The organism is Litchfieldella qijiaojingensis, assembly GCF_014651875.1.
In the GTDB taxonomy this organism is placed as follows: domain Bacteria; phylum Pseudomonadota; class Gammaproteobacteria; order Pseudomonadales; family Halomonadaceae; genus Litchfieldella; species Litchfieldella qijiaojingensis.
On sequence record NZ_BMXS01000033.1, the window covers coordinates 1 to 18,155 of the forward strand.

Annotated in this window: 14 protein-coding genes; 6 read left to right on the forward strand and 8 right to left on the reverse strand. The window is 63.3% G+C overall.

The window, feature by feature from the left end; translation table 11 throughout:
• The 5 genes from pqqE to gfa form a co-directional block, all read left to right on the forward strand.
• A partial coding sequence (gene pqqE, locus IE093_RS20540) for a pyrroloquinoline quinone biosynthesis protein PqqE (protein ID WP_189472501.1) occupies positions 1-1,073 on the forward strand: 1,073 nt, incomplete at its 5' end.
• Positions 1,070-2,887, forward strand: coding sequence for an alpha/beta hydrolase family protein (locus IE093_RS20545; RefSeq protein WP_189472503.1), 1,818 nt, complete (start codon positions 1,070-1,072; stop codon positions 2,885-2,887). The genes pqqE and IE093_RS20545, both read left to right, overlap by 4 nt.
• Positions 2,884-5,373, forward strand: a complete 2,490-nt coding sequence (locus IE093_RS20550) for an insulinase family protein (protein WP_189472505.1) — start codon at positions 2,884-2,886, stop codon at positions 5,371-5,373. Before IE093_RS20545 ends, IE093_RS20550 begins: the two co-directional genes overlap by 4 nt.
• Positions 5,374-5,435: 62 nt before the next feature.
• Positions 5,436-6,545: an S-(hydroxymethyl)glutathione dehydrogenase/class III alcohol dehydrogenase gene (locus IE093_RS20555; RefSeq protein WP_189472507.1), complete on the forward strand. Its 1,110-nt coding sequence runs from the start codon at positions 5,436-5,438 to the stop codon at positions 6,543-6,545.
• Positions 6,546-6,723: 178 nt separating this feature from the next.
• Positions 6,724-7,290, forward strand: a complete 567-nt coding sequence (gene gfa / locus IE093_RS20560; RefSeq protein WP_189472509.1) for an S-(hydroxymethyl)glutathione synthase — start codon at positions 6,724-6,726, stop codon at positions 7,288-7,290.
• 111 nt (positions 7,291-7,401) lie between these two features.
• Here the strand turns inward: gfa and pobA are convergent, their stop codons facing one another.
• Positions 7,402-8,586, reverse strand: a complete 1,185-nt coding sequence (pobA, locus tag IE093_RS20565; RefSeq protein WP_189472511.1) for a 4-hydroxybenzoate 3-monooxygenase — start codon at positions 8,584-8,586, stop codon at positions 7,402-7,404.
• A gap of 151 nt (positions 8,587-8,737) precedes the next feature.
• On the opposite strand from pobA, the gene IE093_RS20570 reads away from it, so the two are divergent.
• Complete coding sequence (locus IE093_RS20570; RefSeq protein ID WP_189472513.1) at positions 8,738-9,691, forward strand: helix-turn-helix domain-containing protein; 954 nt, start codon at positions 8,738-8,740, stop codon at positions 9,689-9,691.
• Here the strand turns inward: IE093_RS20570 and IE093_RS20575 are convergent.
• The 7 genes from IE093_RS20575 to IE093_RS20605 form a co-directional block, all read right to left on the reverse strand.
• Positions 9,669-10,958 (reverse strand): TRAP transporter large permease, encoded by a 1,290-nt coding sequence (locus IE093_RS20575; RefSeq protein ID WP_189472515.1) that lies wholly within the window; start codon positions 10,956-10,958, stop codon positions 9,669-9,671. The two genes, IE093_RS20570 and IE093_RS20575, sit on opposite strands and share 23 nt — an antisense overlap.
• The gene (locus tag IE093_RS20580; RefSeq protein ID WP_189472517.1) at positions 10,948-11,475 is read right to left on the reverse strand and encodes a TRAP transporter small permease; all 528 of its coding nucleotides are present in this window, start codon (positions 11,473-11,475) and stop codon (positions 10,948-10,950) included. The genes IE093_RS20575 and IE093_RS20580 overlap by 11 nt, the downstream gene beginning before the upstream one ends.
• A gap of 6 nt (positions 11,476-11,481) precedes the next feature.
• Positions 11,482-12,510 carry a TRAP transporter substrate-binding protein gene (locus IE093_RS20585; RefSeq protein ID WP_189472519.1) on the reverse strand — a complete coding sequence of 343 codons (1,029 nt, stop codon included), beginning with the start codon at positions 12,508-12,510 and terminating at the stop codon, positions 11,482-11,484.
• 366 nt (positions 12,511-12,876) lie between these two features.
• A complete protein-coding gene (locus IE093_RS20590; protein WP_189472521.1) occupies positions 12,877-14,400 on the reverse strand; it encodes a sodium:solute symporter family protein in 1,524 nt (507 codons plus the stop codon).
• Between the two features lie 2 nt (positions 14,401-14,402).
• Positions 14,403-14,582 carry a hypothetical protein gene (locus tag IE093_RS20595; protein WP_016417263.1) on the reverse strand — a complete coding sequence of 60 codons (180 nt, stop codon included), beginning with the start codon at positions 14,580-14,582 and terminating at the stop codon, positions 14,403-14,405.
• 78 nt (positions 14,583-14,660) lie between these two features.
• Positions 14,661-17,666: a c-type cytochrome gene (locus tag IE093_RS20600; RefSeq protein WP_189472523.1), complete on the reverse strand. Its 3,006-nt coding sequence runs from the start codon at positions 17,664-17,666 to the stop codon at positions 14,661-14,663.
• The gene (locus IE093_RS20605; protein WP_189472525.1) at positions 17,663-18,145 is read right to left on the reverse strand and encodes a (2Fe-2S)-binding protein; all 483 of its coding nucleotides are present in this window, start codon (positions 18,143-18,145) and stop codon (positions 17,663-17,665) included. Before IE093_RS20605 ends, IE093_RS20600 begins: the two co-directional genes overlap by 4 nt.
• Positions 18,146-18,155 lie beyond the last annotated feature (10 nt).

An 18,155-nucleotide genomic window follows, 5' to 3' on the forward strand; every position in this document is an offset into this window, starting at 1 on the left:
GCTGCCCGCTGCAGTGCAGCTACTGCTCCAACCCGCTCGACTTCGCCGCCTACCGCGACGAGCTCAGCACCGCCGAGTGGGTCGACACCCTGCGCCAGGCCCGCGCCCTGGGCGCGGTGCAGCTCGGTTTCTCCGGCGGCGAGCCGCTGGTGCGCCAGGACCTTGAGGAGCTGGTCGCCGAGGCGCGGCGGCTGGGCTTCTACACCAACCTGATCACCTCGGCGCTGGGCCTCGACGCGGCGCGCCTCCAGGCCCTGCGCGACGCCGGCCTCGACCATATCCAGATCAGCCTGCAGGCCGGCGACGCCGAGCTCGCCGCGGCGGTGGCCGGCTCGCCCAAGGCGCACGCCAAGAAACTCGCCATGGCCCGCGCGGTCAAGGCCGCCGGCTACCCGATGGTGCTCAACGTGGTGCTGCACCGTCACAACATCGACGACCTCGACGCCATCCTCGCGCTGTGTGACGACTTGGGCGCCGACGCGGTGGAACTGGCCAACTGCCAGCTCTACGGCTGGGCGCACCTCAACCGCGCCGGGCTGCTGCCGAGCCGTGCCCAGCTCACCGCCGCCGAGGCCACCACCGCGCGCTGGCGCGAGCGGCTCGCCGAACGCGGTCGCGATATGCGCCTGCTGTTCGTGGTGCCCGACTACTACGCCGAGCGGCCCAAGGCGTGCATGGGCGGCTGGGGGGCGCTGTTCATGACCGTGGCCCCCGACGGCGCGGTGCTGCCGTGTCACAGCGCGCGCATGCTGCCGATGACCTTCCCCAACGTGCGCGAGCAACCGCTCGAGACGATCTGGTACGCCAGCGACGCCTTCAACCGCTTCCGTGGCGAGGCGTGGATGCCGTCACCGTGTCGCGACTGCGACGAGCGCCATCACGACCATGGCGGCTGCCGCTGCCAGGCCTACCTGCTGACCGGCGATCCCGCCGCCACCGACCCGGTGTGCGCGCTGTCGCCCGATCACCACCTGATCGAGGCCGCACGCGAGGAGGCTGCCCGCGACCGCCGTCGGGTAGACGAATTGACACCACGCAACACGCATGAGTCGCGGGTATTCTGTCGCGCATGAATGAGTCGAGAGTTCATCTCAATAGCGACGAAGCACTACATCAGGCCGCCAGCCCGGCCGACGGATTGGGCGACCTGCGTGCCGACGAGTCTGGCGTGTTCTGGTTGGCCGCCGATCCCGTCAGCGGAGCACGCCGACTGTGGCATTGGTGCGATGGCCGAGCCAAGGCCCTGACCCCAAGCGAGATGGACGTGGCCAGCCACGTCAACGGTTACGGTGGCGGCGCGCACACCCGTCTCGGCGACACGGTGATCTTCGTCGCCGGTGACCATCAGATGCTGTATCGCCAGAAGCTGACAGGGGGTGACGTACAACCCTGGTGGTCACAACCCGAGACTCGCTATGGCGGCTTGCTGGCGGACCCTTTGCGCCAACGCGTATTGGCAGTGGAAGAAAAGGGAAACTCACGAGACGCCAGCCAGTGCCTGGTCGCGCTGAACGACGATGGGCGTTGCGTTCTCGCCGAGGGTGCCGACTTCTACGACGCACCGACGCTGACAGCGGATGGCATGCGACTGGCCTGGGTGGAATGGAACCTGCCACATATGCCCTGGCAACGCTCGCGGCTGTGCATCGCCGACCTCGGCAGCGATGGCCGAATCGTCCAGCAGCATACCTGGGATGGTGGTAGCGCGGTGACCCAGCCACGCTTCGCTGCTGACAGCAGCCTGATCGTGATCAGCGACCACCGGGGCTGGTGGCAGCCCTACCGTCTCACCGGTGACACGGCCCAGGCCATCGGCGACATCCCCACCGATCACGTTCCCACTCCCTGGCAACTGGGCGAATGCCACCACCTATGGCCGAAAGAAGGTGGCCTGCTGATGCGCTTCCAAGAGGGAGCCGCCACGCTATGGCAGGTTGATGAGCAAGGCCACGCTCACCGACGACTGTTGCCCGAGGCCAGCCGTATCATCGGGCTGGCCATGCACGAACAGTGGTTGTACGCCATCACCCAGGGGCAGAGCCACGCTGCCCGGCTGGTGCGCGTGAACCTCGGCGACGAGCGTCAGGAAACGTTGTTTGCCCTGCCCACACCCGACGACCCACCATTGCCGACCCTGATTAGCACCCCGGCCTCCGAAACAGAGCGGGTCACGGCCTTCGTCTACTTCCCCGACGTCGCGGGAGACACTCTCCCGCCCTTGATCATGCGTATCCACGGCGGCCCCACCGCGGCCAGCTACCCGGTATTCGACCCCTTGGCCCGCTGGTGGACGCTCCAGGGGTATGCGGTGGCGGACCTCAACCCACGCGGTAGTGGTAACTGGGGGCGCGCGTTCCGTGAACGCCTTGCAGGCCAATGGGGCCGGCTCGATGTCGACGATGCCGTCGCCTTGGCCGACGAATTGGTCGCCCGCCGCCTGGTGGATCCCGAACGCCTGTTCCTGCGAGGCCAGAGTGCCGGTGGCTTCACGGTGCTAAACACCCTGGCGAGCACTCAGCGCTTCCGAGCCGGGGCCAGCCTCTACGGCGTTACCGATGCCGTACGCTTGGCTTCCCAGACCCATCGTTTCGAGTCGGGCTATCTCGACTGGCTGCTGGGCGACGAAACTGCCAAGCATGATGCCAGTCCGGTCAATCGTCTCGATACCTTCGTCGCGCCGGTCATCTTCTTCCAGGGAGGACGCGACGCCGTGGTACTCCCCGACCAGACGCTGTTCATGGCCGCCGCCTTGCGAGGCCAAGGGGTCAAGGCCGAAGTGGTGCTGTTTCCCGAGGAAGGCCACGGCATTCGGCACCCGGCCAACCGACGCCGATTGATCGCTCGAGAGCTGGCTTTCTTCGCGGCTCATGGTGGGGACGTGCCATGACCACCCACTGTGGAGTAGCGGGCCTGCCGCCGGGCAGCCACCTGGCCGAGCGCCGGCTCGCCAACGGCTTGCGCGCTCTGGCCATCGAGGTCCCCACGGCCCGCCAGGCACGCCTGGTCGCCGCGGTTGGAGCGGGCTATCTCGATGAGCCGACAGCCTGGCCCGGCCTGGCTCACCTGCTCGAACATGCGCTATTCCTGGGCTCTGCTCGACACCCACAGCCCGGCGATTTCGCCACTTGGGTCGGCGAGCAAGGTGGGCGCTACAACGCGCATACCGGCGAATACACCACCGATGTACATCTGAACCTGCCGCCCGACGCAACTGAGGCGGGGCTTGAGCGCTTGGTAGATATCCTGATCCACCCCACCCTGGCTTGCGACGGCATCGCCAGCGAAGTCGACGTGATCGAAGCTGAATTTCGCGCTCGACTCGCCGATCCGGAGCTGCACCGACAAGCCGCCATGTCGCGACTGTTTCAGCCTTCGCACCCAGCAGCACACTTTCATCATGGCCATCGTCGCAGCCTCGGCGGTAGCGTCGACAGTAACCCACGAGCGCTGCACGAGGCCCTGACCGGCTTTCATGCCAGCCACTATCGTGCCGAGCGAATCAGCCTGGTGCTGCTCGGCCCCCAACCGGCCAACCGGCAACTTGCCCTGTTGACCGCTGCCGGGGATTCGATTCCCGCGGGAGCCGGAGACCTCCCCTGCCGACCTCCACGCTGGGCGGCAGCGGTGCGGGTACAGTGGCGTCCGCCCAGCGACCTGGCGCCCATACCAATGACGCTGGAGCTGTTGTGGCCGTTGCCCGAGCCGTTGTCGCCTGCCCAACGTCAGGCTGGCGAGTGTCTGGCCACAGCACTGTGCGATGGCGCGCTGGCCGCTACGCTGCAACACCACGCGGCCATTCTTGATCTCGATGCCGAGCTGAACGCGGATACCACCACCCCCGTCCTGTCGCTGACACTGAGCCTGTCCCCGGCCGGGCAGCAACAGATCGAAACACTGCTGACCACCTGCCAGGCATGGGTCGCCGATCTGGCCAAGAGGCTGCCGACGCCAGTCGCATGCCCCACCGTGCCGCATGATCTCGACACCTGGCCTAGAACCCTGGCCCAGCGCCTTTCCCTCGGTGAGGCAGCGATTCCTCCCAGCGCGGACGCTGCTCCCGACGCTCTGTCCGACTGGCTGCATGCCGACAAGTGCCGCGTGCTCGAGCCCTTGCCAGCGTCGAGGAAGGCCTGTGAAACGGCGTCGGAGACGGGCACACTTTTGCGCCTGGTATCTCCTCCTATGACCACCGGGATTTCTCCGTGGCCTCGCCAACCGCCCCCGACGTTCGAATGCCGCTCCCTGGTGAGCGATACGATGTCCGTCACTCCCGGGCTCGTCGCCACCGATGACGACTTCCCCCTGTGGTGGGGAGGTGGACCGCCCCTGATCGATGCCTATCTGGGGCTGGCCTGGCCAGCGCCTCCCAGCGAATCGTCCGCTCGGCTGAGGCACTGGCATCAGTGCACGCTACCCCTGCGTCAGGCTGCCTTCGCCCAGGGTCTGAACCTGACCTTGGGCAGCGATGGCCGCGGTGACTGGGCATTGAGTTGGGGTGATGCCGGACGACTCGAATCCTGTCTTGCCCAGGTGCTGGCTGCCTGGCAACCCCATGTGGAGAAATCGGCTGATGCTTCGGAACAGGGGCTGCTGGCCCAACGCCTGCTCGCGCGCCTGGACGACCTGCCACCGCCTGACCTCTACTCGCAACCAACGCTTGTGGCCTGGGCCGGTGGAACGATGAGCGCCAGCGACGCCATGGCCAGTTGCCGACGACTGGCCGTCGCTCTTCGCGACCGCCTGCCCAGCCCAGCGACGTCACACTCCCATCACACTTCGCCAGCTTCCGCCGATATCGCACACTGGCCCACCCAATGGCTATCTTCCCAGGGCGAAGACCAGGCGGTGATGTTGCAGGTCGATGCTCCCGACGACAGCCCGACGAGCCAGACCTTGTTCCAGCTCTTGGCACAGTGCCATGACGCCCCCTTCCACTACGAACTTCGCCAACACCGACACCTCGGCTATGTGGCGGCGGTACGCTATCGCGAGGCCAGTGGCTGGCCACGCCTGGGCTACGTAGTGCAATCGCCCAGTGCCGATATCGCGATACTGCGACAGGCGGTGTGCGAGTTTCTCATCACGCAAGGCACACGCCTGGCCCATCTGGATGCCACTGTGTTCGAGCGGCGCCGCCAGGCACTGACTGCTACCTGGGGACCACCGGAGACCCCTGAAGACGCCTTGTCGAAAACCTGGCAGGCCTTGCGACGCGGCAGCGAAAACCTGGCTCCATGGCAAGCTCAAGAAGCATCTCTGGCAGCTTTGACACCCGGCATGCTGGCCTCCCTGGCAGACGCTCTGGCCGCTGGCCGATTGTCAGGGCAATGGTGGTTCCATACCCCCTCACCTGTGGTGCGGCATTGGCTATAGTGAAGTGACCAAGGCAAGTCATCACAACGACAACAAGAATGACAATGAGAGGAGTGAGCCGTATGAAATCACGTGCCGCGATTGCCTGGGAAGCCGGCAAGCCGCTGGAAATCAATGAGATCGACGTCGAAGGTCCCAAGGCCGGGGAAGCGCTGGTGCAGATCAAGGCCACCAGCGTCTGCCATACTGACGCCTACACCCTGTCCGGGGCCGACCCGGAGGGCCTGTTCCCCTCGGTGCTGGGCCATGAGGGCGCCGGCATCGTCCAGGAGGTCGGCGAAGGGGTCGCCTCCCTCAAGCCCGGCGACCATGTGATTCCGCTCTACACCGCCGAATGCGGCCAGTGCAAGTTCTGCCTGTCGGGCAAGACCAACCTGTGCAGTTCGGTGCGCGCCACCCAGGGCAAGGGGGTGATGCCCGATGGCACCTCGCGCTTCTCGCTCAATGGCCAGCAGCTGCACCACTACATGGGCTGCTCGACCTTCAGCGAATACACCGTGCTGCCCGAGGTGTCGCTGGCCAAGGTCTCGCCGGAGGCGCCGCTGGACAAGATCTGCCTGCTCGGCTGCGGGGTGACCACCGGTATCGGTGCGGTGCTCAACACCGCCAAGGTCGAGCCGGGCGCGACGGTGGCGGTGTTCGGCCTGGGCGCCATCGGCCTGGCGGTGATCCAGGGCGCGGTGATGGCCAAGGCCGCGCGGATCATCGCCATCGACGTCAACCCCGACAAGTTCGACCTGGCGCGCCAGTTCGGCGCCACCGAGTTCGTCAACCCCAAGGACTACTCGGACCCGATCCAGCAAGTGATCGTCGACATGACCGACGGCGGGGTCGACTACTCGTTCGAGTGCATCGGCAACGTCAACGTCATGCGCTCGGCGCTGGAGTGCTGCCACAAGGGCTGGGGGCAGTCGGTGATCATCGGCGTGGCCGGGGCCGGCGAGGAGATCTCCACGCGGCCGTTCCAGTTGGTGACCGGTCGGGTGTGGAGAGGTACGGCGTTCGGCGGCGTGAAGGGCCGCAGCGAGCTGCCGGGGTATGTCGAGCGGTACATGAACGGCGAGCTGAAGATCGACGAGTTCATCACCCACGACATGCCGTTCGAGAAGATCAACGAGGCGTTCGAGCTGCTGCATGCCGGCAAGAGCATCCGTAGCGTGCTGCACTACTGAGCGCGGGGACAAGGAGAACAAGCCAATGAGCCTGATGGACATGATCCAGCGCTGGTTCGGCGGGTCGAAACCCACTACCTCAACCACGCGAAGCAGTGCAGCGGAAACGCCGACATCAGCGACGACAACGCAGGAAAAAACCCAGGAAACAACACAGGACAAGGCCGGGGAGAAAGCCATGAGCATTAATATCCATCCCGCCGTCGACAATGGCGTGCAACCGGGTAGCGATAGCTTTACCGGTGGCAAGTTGTACTGCCACTGCGCCGACAACAAGGTCGAAGTGACCGTCGATGCCCAGTGCGCTCACAACCATGTATGCGGGTGCACCAAGTGTTGGAAACCCGAGGGCGCCCTGTTCTCGATGGTCGCAGTGGTCCCGCGCGACAAGCTCCAGGTGACTGCTAACGAGGACAAGCTGCAGGTCGTCGACTCCTCTGCCGTCATTCAGCGCCATGCCTGCCGCGATTGTGGCGTGCACATGTACGGACGGATCGAGAACACCGACCATCCCTTCCATGGCCTCGACTTCATTCATCCCGAACTCTCCAATGACAAGGGCTGGGCAGCGCCGGAGTTCGCGGCGTTCGTCTCCTCGATCATCGAGTCCGGCACCAACCCGGACGAGATGGGCGCGGTACGCGCCAGGCTGAGAGAGCTCAACCTGGAACCCTACGACTGCCTGTCGCCACCACTGATGGATGCCATCGCCACCCACACCGCCAAGGCCAAGGGGGCGCTCTGACGCAGGCTGATCCAAGGTAACGTCACGACCACCCATTGAAGAAAAAGCGCCCGGGCTGTCCGCTATACAGCCCGGGCCAAGGAGGATCAGGGAATCGCTGAAATAAAAGCCTTACTCCAACGATTCATAGGGCAACCCCACGTAGTTTTCGGCGATCACCTTGAGGCCCGCCTCGGAACTCGTGTAGTAGTCGAGTTCGGCCTGCTGCATGCGGGTACTGAAATCCTCCTCGTCGGAGAACTTGTGCAGGATGGACGTCATCCACCAGGAGAATCGTTCCGCCTTCCAGATCCGTTTTAGGCATGTCTGGGAATAGCGCGGAATCAGGTCGGTGCGTCCCTCGTGGTAAACCTTGACCATCAACCGATACAGGGTATTGACGTCGCTGGCCGCCAAATTAAGGCCCTTGGCCCCGGTGGGTGGGACGATATGGGCGGCATCGCCGACCAGGAACAGGCGCCCGTACTGCATGGGTTCGGCGACGAAGCTGCGCAGCGGCGCGACGCTTTTCTCGATCGAGGGCCCAGTCACCAGGTTGGCTGCGACATCATCGGGCAAGCGGCGTTTGAGCTCTTCCCAGAAACGCTCGTCGGACCAGTCCTCGACCTTCTCGTCGCTGGGCACCTGAATATAGTAGCGGCTACGTGTCTGGGAACGCATGCTGCACAGACTGAAACCCCGCTCGTGGCGCCCATAGATCAGTTCATCGGACACCGGCGGCGTATCGCAGAGAATGCCCAGCCAGCCGAACGGGTAGACCCGCTCGAAGGTCTTGAGACGATCGGCGGGAATCGACTGGCGCGAGATACCGTGAAAACCATCGCAGCCCGCCACGTAGTCGCAAGCCAGGCTCACCGTCTCGCCATCCTTTTCGAAAGTGACGTAGGGGCTCTTGGTCTCCAGGTCATGAGGCTGGACGTTATCGGCCTCATAGACAGTCTTGCCGCCAGCCGCCTCACGAGCCTTCATCAGATCGCGGGTTACCTCGGTCTGACCATAGATCATCACCGACTTGCCGCCCGTCAGCCCCTTGAGGTCAACGCGCACCCGGCGATTATCGAAGGCCAGCGCGAAGCCGTCATGCGGCAGCCCTTCCTTGTCCATCCGTTCATCGACACCGGCCTCGCGCAGCAGATCGACCATGCCCTGCTCAAGAACCCCGGCGCGAATACGACTCAGCACGTACTCTCCCGAGCGTCGCTCGAGAATCACGTTGTCGATGCCTTGACGCTGCAGCAACTGTCCGAGCAGCAGACCGGACGGTCCCGCACCGATGATGGCGACTTGCGTTTTCACGATGATTGCCTCGTTCGTTAGCCTTGATCCAATGCTTGTATTTTTCAATGCATAACAAGGCCATTTAAGGCATATTGGGCAACAACTCTTGGACATTGCGAAGATCAAGACCAAACTTTAGTCGCAATCGGCATCTTACGGTGAAACGCTTATGCCTCCGGTTACCCAAGATACCGTTCCGGTCTTCAAGCTTTACGGTGAAACACGCCAATGGCCGACGCCGGACCTGTTGCATTGTGAATCGATCGCCGAACGCAGCCGCCTTCACGATTGGCACATCAAGCCCCATCGTCATGCCGACCTGGTGCACATCCTGCATATCGATACCGGTGAGGTGAGCCTCGAGTTGGAAGGCAGCGAGCACCGGCTGCAGGGGCCGGCATTGATCGCGATTCCCGCCATGACCATCCATGGCTTCCGCTTCTCGCAGGACATCAAGGGACACATCGTGACCCTGGCCAAGCCCTTGGCCCAGCACCTGGCCGAACGACTCGCCCACCAGGGAAGCGTGTTGACCCAGCCCGCCTACTACACTCTGTCCAAGGCAGAAGACTCGCGGCGCATCGCCACCCTGGTGGAGCAGATTCATGACGAATATCGCCACCCCGCGTTGGGGCGCGAACTCACTCTGGACGCGCAGATCCAGGCGTTGGCGGTGCAGCTGGTGAGGCGTGCCGACCCACATCACCACAAGTCAACCAAGGTGAGCCACCGCGACAAGGGTCGGCTTCACCTCCAGCATTTCCAGGCGCTGATCGAAGCCCAGTACCGCATGCAACCCACCATCGAGTCACTGGCAGCCCAGCTCGGCGTGACCAGCGCGCATCTCAACACCCTGTGCCGGCGCCTGGCAGGACGAAGCGCCTTGCAGTTGCTTCACGAGCGGCTATTGCTCGAGGCCAAGCGCGAACTGACCTACACCAACATGACCATCAGCCAGGTCGCCGATAACCTGGGCTTTTCGGAACCGGCCTATTTCACGCGCTTCTTCAAACGCCTAACCGGCTTGTCACCCAAGGCGTTTCGATTGCGGCAGGAAGATGTGACGACCGGCACCCCGAATGACGCCGCCCCCGCGGCAGTCAGATCAAAAACAGCGTGGTGAGCACCGGGAACAGGACCAGCAGCGCCAGGCGCAGGAAGTCAGAGACGATGAACGGCGACACGCCCTTGAAGATCTCACCGAGCCCGACGTGGGGCGCCATTGCCTTGATCACGAACACGTTCATACCCACTGGGGGGGTAATCAATCCCAGTTCCACCGTCAGCACCGTGACGATGCCGAACCATATCGGGTCGATGCCCAGCGACTGAATGATCGGGAACACCACCGGCACGGTGATCACCAGCATAGCGATGGAGTCCATGAACATGCCCAGCACGAAGTAGAGCAGCAGGAAGCACAGCACCACCACGATGGGCGCCAGATCCATGCCGTAGAGCAAGTCGCTGATCGAGAAGGAGATGCGCGACACCGAGATGAAATAGCCCAGGGTCTCGGCCCCCACCAGCATGAAGAACACCACGCTGGACAGCGCCAGGGTCTCCTGGACGCTGCGCCACAACCCACGACCACGCATGCCCTTGGCCAGGGCATACAGCAGGGTGGCAAATGCCCCGACACTGGCCCCCTCCGTGGGAGTGAAGGCCCCGAAGTAGATTCCCAGGATCATCACCAGGAAGACCGCGAAGAAGGGTACCAGGCCGCTCATCGACACCAGCTTTTCCTTCCAGGCGGTCGGCTCGCCGGCCACCGCCAGCGTGGGCTTCAGACGCATCACCACGCTCACCGTCAGCGCGTACATCACCAGCCCCATCAACCCCGGCACCAGGCCGGCCATGAACATGTCGCCCACCGACTGCTCGGTGAGGATGGCATAGATCAGCAGCGCGATGCTTGGCGGGATCATGATGCCCAGCGTGCCGCCTGCGGCCAACGCCCCGGTGGCCAGCCCACGGTGATAGCCGTAACGCTCCATCTCCGGCAGCGCGACCCGAGTCATGGTGCTGGCGGTCGCCAGCGAGGAGCCGGAGATCGCCGAAAAAACACCGCAGGAACCCACCGCGGCGATCGCCAGGCCGCCCTTCCATCCGCCGCAGATCACCCGCGTGGAATCGAACAGCTTGCCGGCCATGCCGGAATGCGCCGCCAACACGCCCATCAGGATGAACATCGGCACAGCACTGAAGCTATAGTTGGACAGCACCTCCACCGGCACCGTCTTGACCTGGGCGATAGCGGCATCCCAGCTGATCACCTGGGCAAACCCCACCACCCCGACGATCAACATGGTCAGTGCCACCGGCACGCGCAATACCATCAGCACCAGCAGCAGGCCGAGCCCCACGGCACCGATCATTTCACTCGCCATGGGACACCTCCTGATCGATGCCGAAGACGGCGCTCAACAGCACGTGAATCAGGCTGCGAATCCCAAGCAACAGACTCAGTATTGCGGCCACGTAATAGATGGGGCTCATCGGCAAACGCAGATCCTGGGTAACCTCGCCATGGCGGGCGGCCCCCTCCGCGGAGCCGAGCAAGCCGATGAACAGGATGAGGCCCAGCGCCGCAAAGCCGAGTAGGTAGACGCCATGCAAGCGCGCCTTGAGATTGCCGGAGAGGCCATGAGAAAACGCTTCGACCACCACCTGGCTCTTCTCCACATTGGCGGCCATGGCCGACAGCAGGGAGAAAAGCATCAGGTAGCTGACTAGCTCGACACTGCCGGTAACACGCAGCGCAATAGCCCCCTCTGTCACGCGATAGAGATAGCGCGTCCCCACATCGGCGATGGTCACTGCCAGCAACGCCACAAGGGCGATGCCGGCGATGACACGACACAGCAAGGCCAGCCAATGGCTGGCCTGTTCCAGTCGATACTGCATGGTCGCTTAACCCTGGTTGGCGGCGCAGGATTCACGCGCTTCGAGGGCGGCCTCATAGACCTCGCGAGCCTGATCGAGGCCGCGCTCCTCCAGCCCGGCCAAGTAGTTGTCAATGCCGTCCTGAAGCGGCTTCTGCCAGTCGGGATGCTCCAGCGGAGCATCGACCACACGGATGGTATGCTCAGCGTCCTCGGCCTCCTGCTTGCCCTCCCGGTCTAGGCGATGGAACACCTCGCCGGCCTTCTCGGCCCACTTCATCCCGGAGTTGGCATCGATCACCGCTTGCTGCTCGGGGCTCAGGCGGTCATAGCTGCGCTGGCTCATGGTGGCGACGAAGATCAGCGAATAGAACGGCACCTGGGTGTGATATTCGACCAGCTCGTTGATACGGAAGCCCTTCAGCCCCTCCCACGGGAAGCTCAGGCCGTCGATCACCCCTCGCTGCATGGAGGTGTAGATATCCGGTGCCGGCATGCCGACAGGGTTGGCCCCCATGTTCTCGAGGATATCGCCAGCCACGGCAGTGGGACGGCGAATGCGCAGCCCCTCGAGGTCGGCAGGTGTCTGTACGTCGGTATCGATGGTGTGGATATAGCCTGGCCCGGTGGTGAACATGAACAGTGGTCGGGTATCCGCGTACTCCTCGTCCAGATGCCCATCATCGTAAAGCGTTTGTAGGATACAGGCGCCCTGCAGGGCGTTGTCGGAAACCCCGGGAAGCTCGACGATCTGCGACAGAGGGAAACGCCCAGCCGTATAGCCCTGGGCGGTCAAGCCGATATCGGCGATACCGTTGACCACGGCCTCGTAGATATCGTCAGCCTTGGCCAGGGTGCCGGAGGGAAAATTCTGAACGCGCAGATCGCCACCGGACTCTTCCTCGACCGTCTTGGCCCAGACTTCGAAGATGTCCTGATTGATGCCCGACGCCCCGGGCCAGAAGTGCGCCATGCGCAGAGTGGTCGCGGAATGGGCGGTGGCTGACAGGCCGGCAATGGACAGCGCCACCAGACAATGGGACAGCGTGCGTTGCATAGGGGACTCCCTCGTTATAGTTATCCGCTAATCTAGCAAGACCTCGTCCCCGGCGCCGCTACCCGTGCCGGGGGCAAGTCTCAGCGTAATCGACACTGGGATTCGGTTATTGCATTTTTGATCAAGGCTGCCCGACGAATAAGGCAAAATCACCACCATCCCTTGGACATTCCCAAGATATGACAACGACTTTGGTATAGAGGACGCGCTGCCCGCCCTCCCCACTCTTCCGAGAGTCATGGAAGCTCTCTTTCAGGTAGCAGGCAGGAAGCATGCTCAAAGCAAAGCGCCGCGGCGGGATATCCTCCCACCGCGGCACTCATTCGTTATCGAGCCACTATTTCACTGTCAGGCTGCGATACCGACTCAGTGGCCTGCCTTGGCCTGCTGGAGCGGCGGCTCGGATACCACACCTGTAGCCTTGCGAATCCGCAATTGGCTCGATATCGCATCGAGGAACTCGTCGGCTCTCTCTTCCGGCGCCTTGCTCATCATGCTCACGCCGACGAACAGCACGCTGGAAACGAAGATGCCCCAAATGCCAGCCGGCAGACCCAGGAAGGAGTTGCCGATGGCATAGACGAACAGCACGAAGGCAGCGGTACCGATGACACTGACCAAGGCCCCGGCGGCAGTACCGCGCTTCCAGTAGAAGGCACCGATGATCGCCGGAACCACGGCCACCAGACCAGAGGAAGCGGCTACCGACAGCACGGCGATCAGGTCGAGCTGCAATTCGGCGAAGCCGAGCGCCATCAGGGCGATCACCGGAATCACCACCTTGCCGACGATCAGCTGACGCTTTTCGCTCGTGCCTGGCTTGACGTTGGCATAGACGTCACGCGCCAACATCGAGGAGAGCGTGAGCATGATCGAATCGATGGTGGAAACCGCGGCGGCCATGATGCCGATCATCACGATCACCCCGAGAATCGGTGGGACATGCACGGAACCGAGCAGCGTCGGGGTAGCCAGGTCAGCGCTTTCCAGCCCAGGGAAGGCCGCCAGCGCCGAGAAGCCCCACAACACCGAGACCAGGGTATAGATGAAACCGAACACCAGGAAGCCGAGCAACATCTGACGCATCGAGCGCAGCGATGCCGGCATGAACAGGCGTTGACTGACCTGCGGGTTGGAGAGGCTGAAGAAGAACCAGGGAATGGTCAGCCCCAGGAAGGTGACGAAACTGAACAGACCACTGCCCGGCACCGTCAGCGACTGCGGGTGCTCGGTAGCCAGGGTATCGAACAGGGCACCGAAGCCACCCAACCCCTGGATGACCAACAGGGCGACCAGCGTCGACGCCACCACCATCATGATCGCCTGCAGTGAGTCGGTCCACATCACCGAGCGAATGCCCGCCACATAGGAGAAGAAGATGGCGATGGCGGTAGCCAGTATCACCCCGGTGGTAAAGGGAATCGCACCGCCCGTCGTGCCCTGGAGCAGGTAACCGACCCCGGCGAGTTGTACCGCGGCATAAGGAATCAGGAACAGGCAACTGGCAATGGATACCGCCATGGCGACGTTCTTGCTGTCGTAGCGATGGCCGAGCATCTCACTGGGCGTGACGAAGCCGAACTTCTTGCCGACTGCCCAGAATTTCGGACCGAAGATCGCCACCAGCGACACGCCAGCGAAATAGATGATCTCGAAGCCCAGCGCGCCGACGCCGCCCGCATAGGTCAAGCCGGCAAGCCCGACCATCATGAAGGCACTATAGGTCGTGGCACTGTAACTGAGTGCGGAGACGAAGCCATTCATTTGCCGGTTGCCAAGGAAATAACCCGACATGTTGTCCTGCGACTTGCCCTGGCGGGACAGGATGGCAATGGCGATGGCGACCAGCAGGTAGATCGCCACCGACCACCAAATAAGCGACTCGGTCATGATCATTTCCCCTCGAAGTCTTTTGTTATGAAGACATTCAGTGCAATTACGGCCAGACCGGCGACGGTCCAGAACAGGAAGCTTCCATACCACGCTTGCACGTCGGTCAGCAGGGTGTAGGGGACCAGGTAGCAGAGCAGCACCACCGCCCATACCAGCCATACCCATTTACTTCGTTGCATGTTCCACCTCGTCTTGTTGGTAGCGTCAGAGTGGGGAATTTTTCGCCATGGTTCGTGGCGAAAATCGGTCTTACGCACTTACCCGTGCGTCTTGTTATCGTCCTTGCGGATTTGCGACACGCGTTCGGCGACCCCCGACCAGGCAGGTTCCCCGGGTGCAAAGCGGGCCCGGAGGTACTCGACCAGGGTCGTCACCTGGGAATCGCTGAAGCTGTCGGCGAAGCCCGGCATCTCGCCGATGCCGGAAACGTTAGTGGCGTGCACGCCGCCAAGAATCGACTGGATGACATTGTCGGGGCGTTCGCTATACAGGTTGGTGTTGAGTGCCAGAGAAACCTTGGCCTGGGTGAACGACGGCAGCCCTGTGTCGACATGACAGGAAGCACAGGCACCATCGAACAGTCGCTCGCCGGCTTCCATGCCGGACGTGCTCGCCGCCGAGCGAGCCACCAACTGCTGTGCCTGGCTGCGAGCATCGTCGGTATCGTTTACCGAGGCGTCCATCTGGGCCGCCACATAGTGGGCGATAGCACGTACATCGGACTCCGGAAGCTCGCCGAGCCCCGCCACCACCGGCGCCATCGGCCCCGATGCCACACCATGCAGTTCGGACTCACCGCCGCGCAGGTATCGATACAGCGCTTCCTCGCTCCAGGGAATCGGTGAACGGGACAGGGCGTTGAGAGGCGGCGCCTCCCATCCCTCCACCAGGGCGCCAGCCAGGTAGCGTTCGCCGCCCTGCTCGGCACCCAGGACATTGCGTGGCGAATGGCAGGCACTACAGTGCCCAAGCCCTTCGGCAAGATAGGCACCGCGATTGTACAGATCGCTTCGCGACGGATCGGGCCGGAAGGGGGCGGCATCGTGATACAGAGCATTCCAGCCGGCCATCAACGCACGCATGTTGAATGGGAACGACAGTTCGTTGGCCGGAGGCTCCGCACTGACCGCGGGCTGTGCCATCAGGTAGGCATAGAGTGCCTGCATGTCGGCGTCGCTGGTCTTGGCGAAGGCCGTGTAGGGAAAAGCCGGATACAGATGCCGACCATCGCGGCTGATACCGTGACGCATGGCTCGCTCGAAGGCGGCATAGGACCAGTTGCCGATGCCGGTTGCCTCGTCAGGCGTGATGTTGGTGCTATAGAGCGTGCCGAAGGGCGTATCGAAGGCCCTGCCGCCGGCATTGTCGATACCGCCTTGGCCGGTATGGCAAACGGCGCAGTCGCCCGCCTCGGCGACCAGCCGTCCCCGTTCGATAGTCTCGGCGGAATACAGATTGGCGGCAGGCCGGGCCACCGGCGCGATAGGCGACTTCCAGGGCCATAACATGGCAGCCGCTCCTGCCGTCGCCACCGCCGCCCCGGCGAGCCAGCGCCAGCGCCAGCGCGATAGGCGCCGTCCGGCTGTCGCCTCGCTACCACTTGTCCCGCACTCACCCTGCAAGGCCTGGCGTACCCGGGGAGCAGTAAAGGGAGGCTGGCGGAAACGCACACCGGTGGCATCGAAGAGCGCATTGGCAATTACCGCGACACCGGGCGAGAGATCCGCTTCATCCAATGGCGACAAGGCTGACACCTGCTCACCATCGCTGCCCTTCATTGGAGTGGAACAAGGTGCCCTGGCAACATCCCGGGTCTCGGCTGTCAACTTGCTCTGACTCTCACCACCCCCATTCTCACCCCATTCGTCGAAGCTCGGCTCCCTGGCCAGCAATGGCCTGGCCACGCCCAGGACCCGCTGCTGCAATATCTCCTGTAACTGCGCTGTATCGACCAAGGGACCGGAGTCCTGACCAACCACCAGGCGGGTCAGGCTCACGTCGCCGGTAATCCGGTTGACTTCGATATCGGCAATCCACGCCGAACGAACGCCTTCGTCGATACGTCCATGCCGATCAGGCAATTGTGCATAGGCGAAGCCGCGGCCACGGTTCACATCCGCACTCAATCCCTCTTCGTTGGCCTTGGTCGGCCAAACCCATCCAGCGCGCCGGGTCACCGACTCGATCAGCTCCACGCCACGCCGATCGTCAAGATGGCGCAGGCGCAATGCCACGGGGTCCTGGCCGCTTGTCCGAGCCACTTCATCGAGAAAGGATTCCCTGGCGAAGCCATGCTGCAATTCGAGAACGCCATCATCGCCATGGACTTCCCGCGACACACCGGGCGCCGCGAGACGCTGGTCGCGGAAGGTATAAGGAGAGAACGGCGGCGATACCGGTTCGCTGGTCGCGCCATCATCATGACGCTGAGTGTCGAGCACGCCACTCAGCCATAGCGCCACCACTGGCGTATCGCTGCCGGCAAGTTCCTGGCGATTGCGGTATCGCTCGATCGCACCTTGCGCATTCAGTTCGGCACTGACAGCAATGCGCTGGGCCTGGCCAAGAGATTCGACATCGCGCACATAACTGGCATCCAACCACACGGCGACCGGGCGCCCCACGGCCCTGGACATCAGGGTCGCATCGGCAGCGGCATCGTCGCCGCAGTGCCTTCCGATGCCGGAGGCCTGGGCCGTGCAGTGTAGATCGATGGTCTCCTGGGGCAGCCCGGTGAGTGCCATCAAGTCGCGTTTGAGCAGGGTCGGCGTCGCCGTCGGTCCCCAGACATCGAGCCGATCATGGGCATGATCGGCGACGACCCAGCCTGGCTCATCGCCCCAACGCATGCGGCTTGGCCAGCCATAGTGCCGTGTTAGATACCTACCTTGCGGCGCAGCCGTTTCGACAGTGTTCCCGCTGTGCCGCGAAGATTCCGCTTCCAACGCTCGACCTCGCGGGGGACTATCACCCGTGGCCGTCAACGGCTGCCACTCCAGATGCAATCGCCGAGCCGCTTCGCGCGCCGCTTGCAGACTGGTGGCCACGACACCCACGAAGTTGCCCTCAATCACGACCTCGATTCGACCCGGTAGCGCCGCAACGCTATTACGATCCACACCCAGCAGACGAGAACAGACAAAAGTGCCGTCACGTAGCCGGTAGACGGGTGGGCGAATCACGACCCCGAAGCGCCCCTCGCCGCCGAGCGACCCGGGTCGCCGATCGATACCTGTCGGGCGTCGAGACGCGGAGCCGTTCATACGCACTCCCCCTCATCGTCATGACCGGCGGCCCGATAGGCGGCCTTGAGGATTTCGACATGCGTGCCGCAGCGACACAGGTTGTGCTCGAGAGCGGCACGAATCGCCTGTTTGGAGGGATGAGGATCGTGATTGAGCAACGCACGCACACTCATGATCATGCCATTGAGGCAATAACCGCATTGCGCCGCCTGCTCCTCGATGAAGGCGACCTGCACCGGGTCCAGCCCTTCGGCCGTTGCCAACCCTTCGAGCGTTGTCACCTCATGACCAACAACGGCCGCTACCGGTAACACACAGGCACGTGCCGCCAGGCCGTCGACCAGCACAGTGCAGGCACCGCACTCGCCCAGGCCGCAACCGTACTTGGGCCCGTTCAGCGCCAAGTCATTGCGCAGCACATGCAGCAGGGTGGTTTCCGGCGCCACCGCGATGCGGTGAGACTGCCGATTGACGGTCAGGGTCAGCGTTCGTGTCATGGGGATTCTG

What these genes read in the sequence shown, in the direction of transcription:
- IE093_RS20595 (WP_016417263.1), bottom strand. Translation starts at nt 14,582, where the DNA reads ATGCAACGAAGTAAATGGGTATGGCTGGTATGGGCGGTGGTGCTGCTC.
- gfa (WP_189472509.1), top strand. Translation starts at nt 6,724, where the DNA reads ATGAGCATTAATATCCATCCCGCCGTCGACAATGGCGTGCAACCGGGT.
- IE093_RS20600 (WP_189472523.1), bottom strand. Translation starts at nt 17,666, where the DNA reads ATGAACGGCTCCGCGTCTCGACGCCCGACAGGTATCGATCGGCGACCC.
- IE093_RS20585 (WP_189472519.1), bottom strand. Translation starts at nt 12,510, where the DNA reads ATGCAACGCACGCTGTCCCATTGTCTGGTGGCGCTGTCCATTGCCGGC.
- IE093_RS20605 (WP_189472525.1), bottom strand. Translation starts at nt 18,145, where the DNA reads ATGACACGAACGCTGACCCTGACCGTCAATCGGCAGTCTCACCGCATC.
- IE093_RS20550 (WP_189472505.1), top strand. Translation starts at nt 2,884, where the DNA reads ATGACCACCCACTGTGGAGTAGCGGGCCTGCCGCCGGGCAGCCACCTG.
- IE093_RS20545 (WP_189472503.1), top strand. Translation starts at nt 1,070, where the DNA reads ATGAATGAGTCGAGAGTTCATCTCAATAGCGACGAAGCACTACATCAG.
- IE093_RS20590 (WP_189472521.1), bottom strand. Translation starts at nt 14,400, where the DNA reads ATGACCGAGTCGCTTATTTGGTGGTCGGTGGCGATCTACCTGCTGGTC.
- IE093_RS20555 (WP_189472507.1), top strand. Translation starts at nt 5,436, where the DNA reads ATGAAATCACGTGCCGCGATTGCCTGGGAAGCCGGCAAGCCGCTGGAA.
- IE093_RS20570 (WP_189472513.1), top strand. Translation starts at nt 8,738, where the DNA reads ATGCCTCCGGTTACCCAAGATACCGTTCCGGTCTTCAAGCTTTACGGT.
- IE093_RS20580 (WP_189472517.1), bottom strand. Translation starts at nt 11,475, where the DNA reads ATGCAGTATCGACTGGAACAGGCCAGCCATTGGCTGGCCTTGCTGTGT.
- IE093_RS20575 (WP_189472515.1), bottom strand. Translation starts at nt 10,958, where the DNA reads ATGGCGAGTGAAATGATCGGTGCCGTGGGGCTCGGCCTGCTGCTGGTG.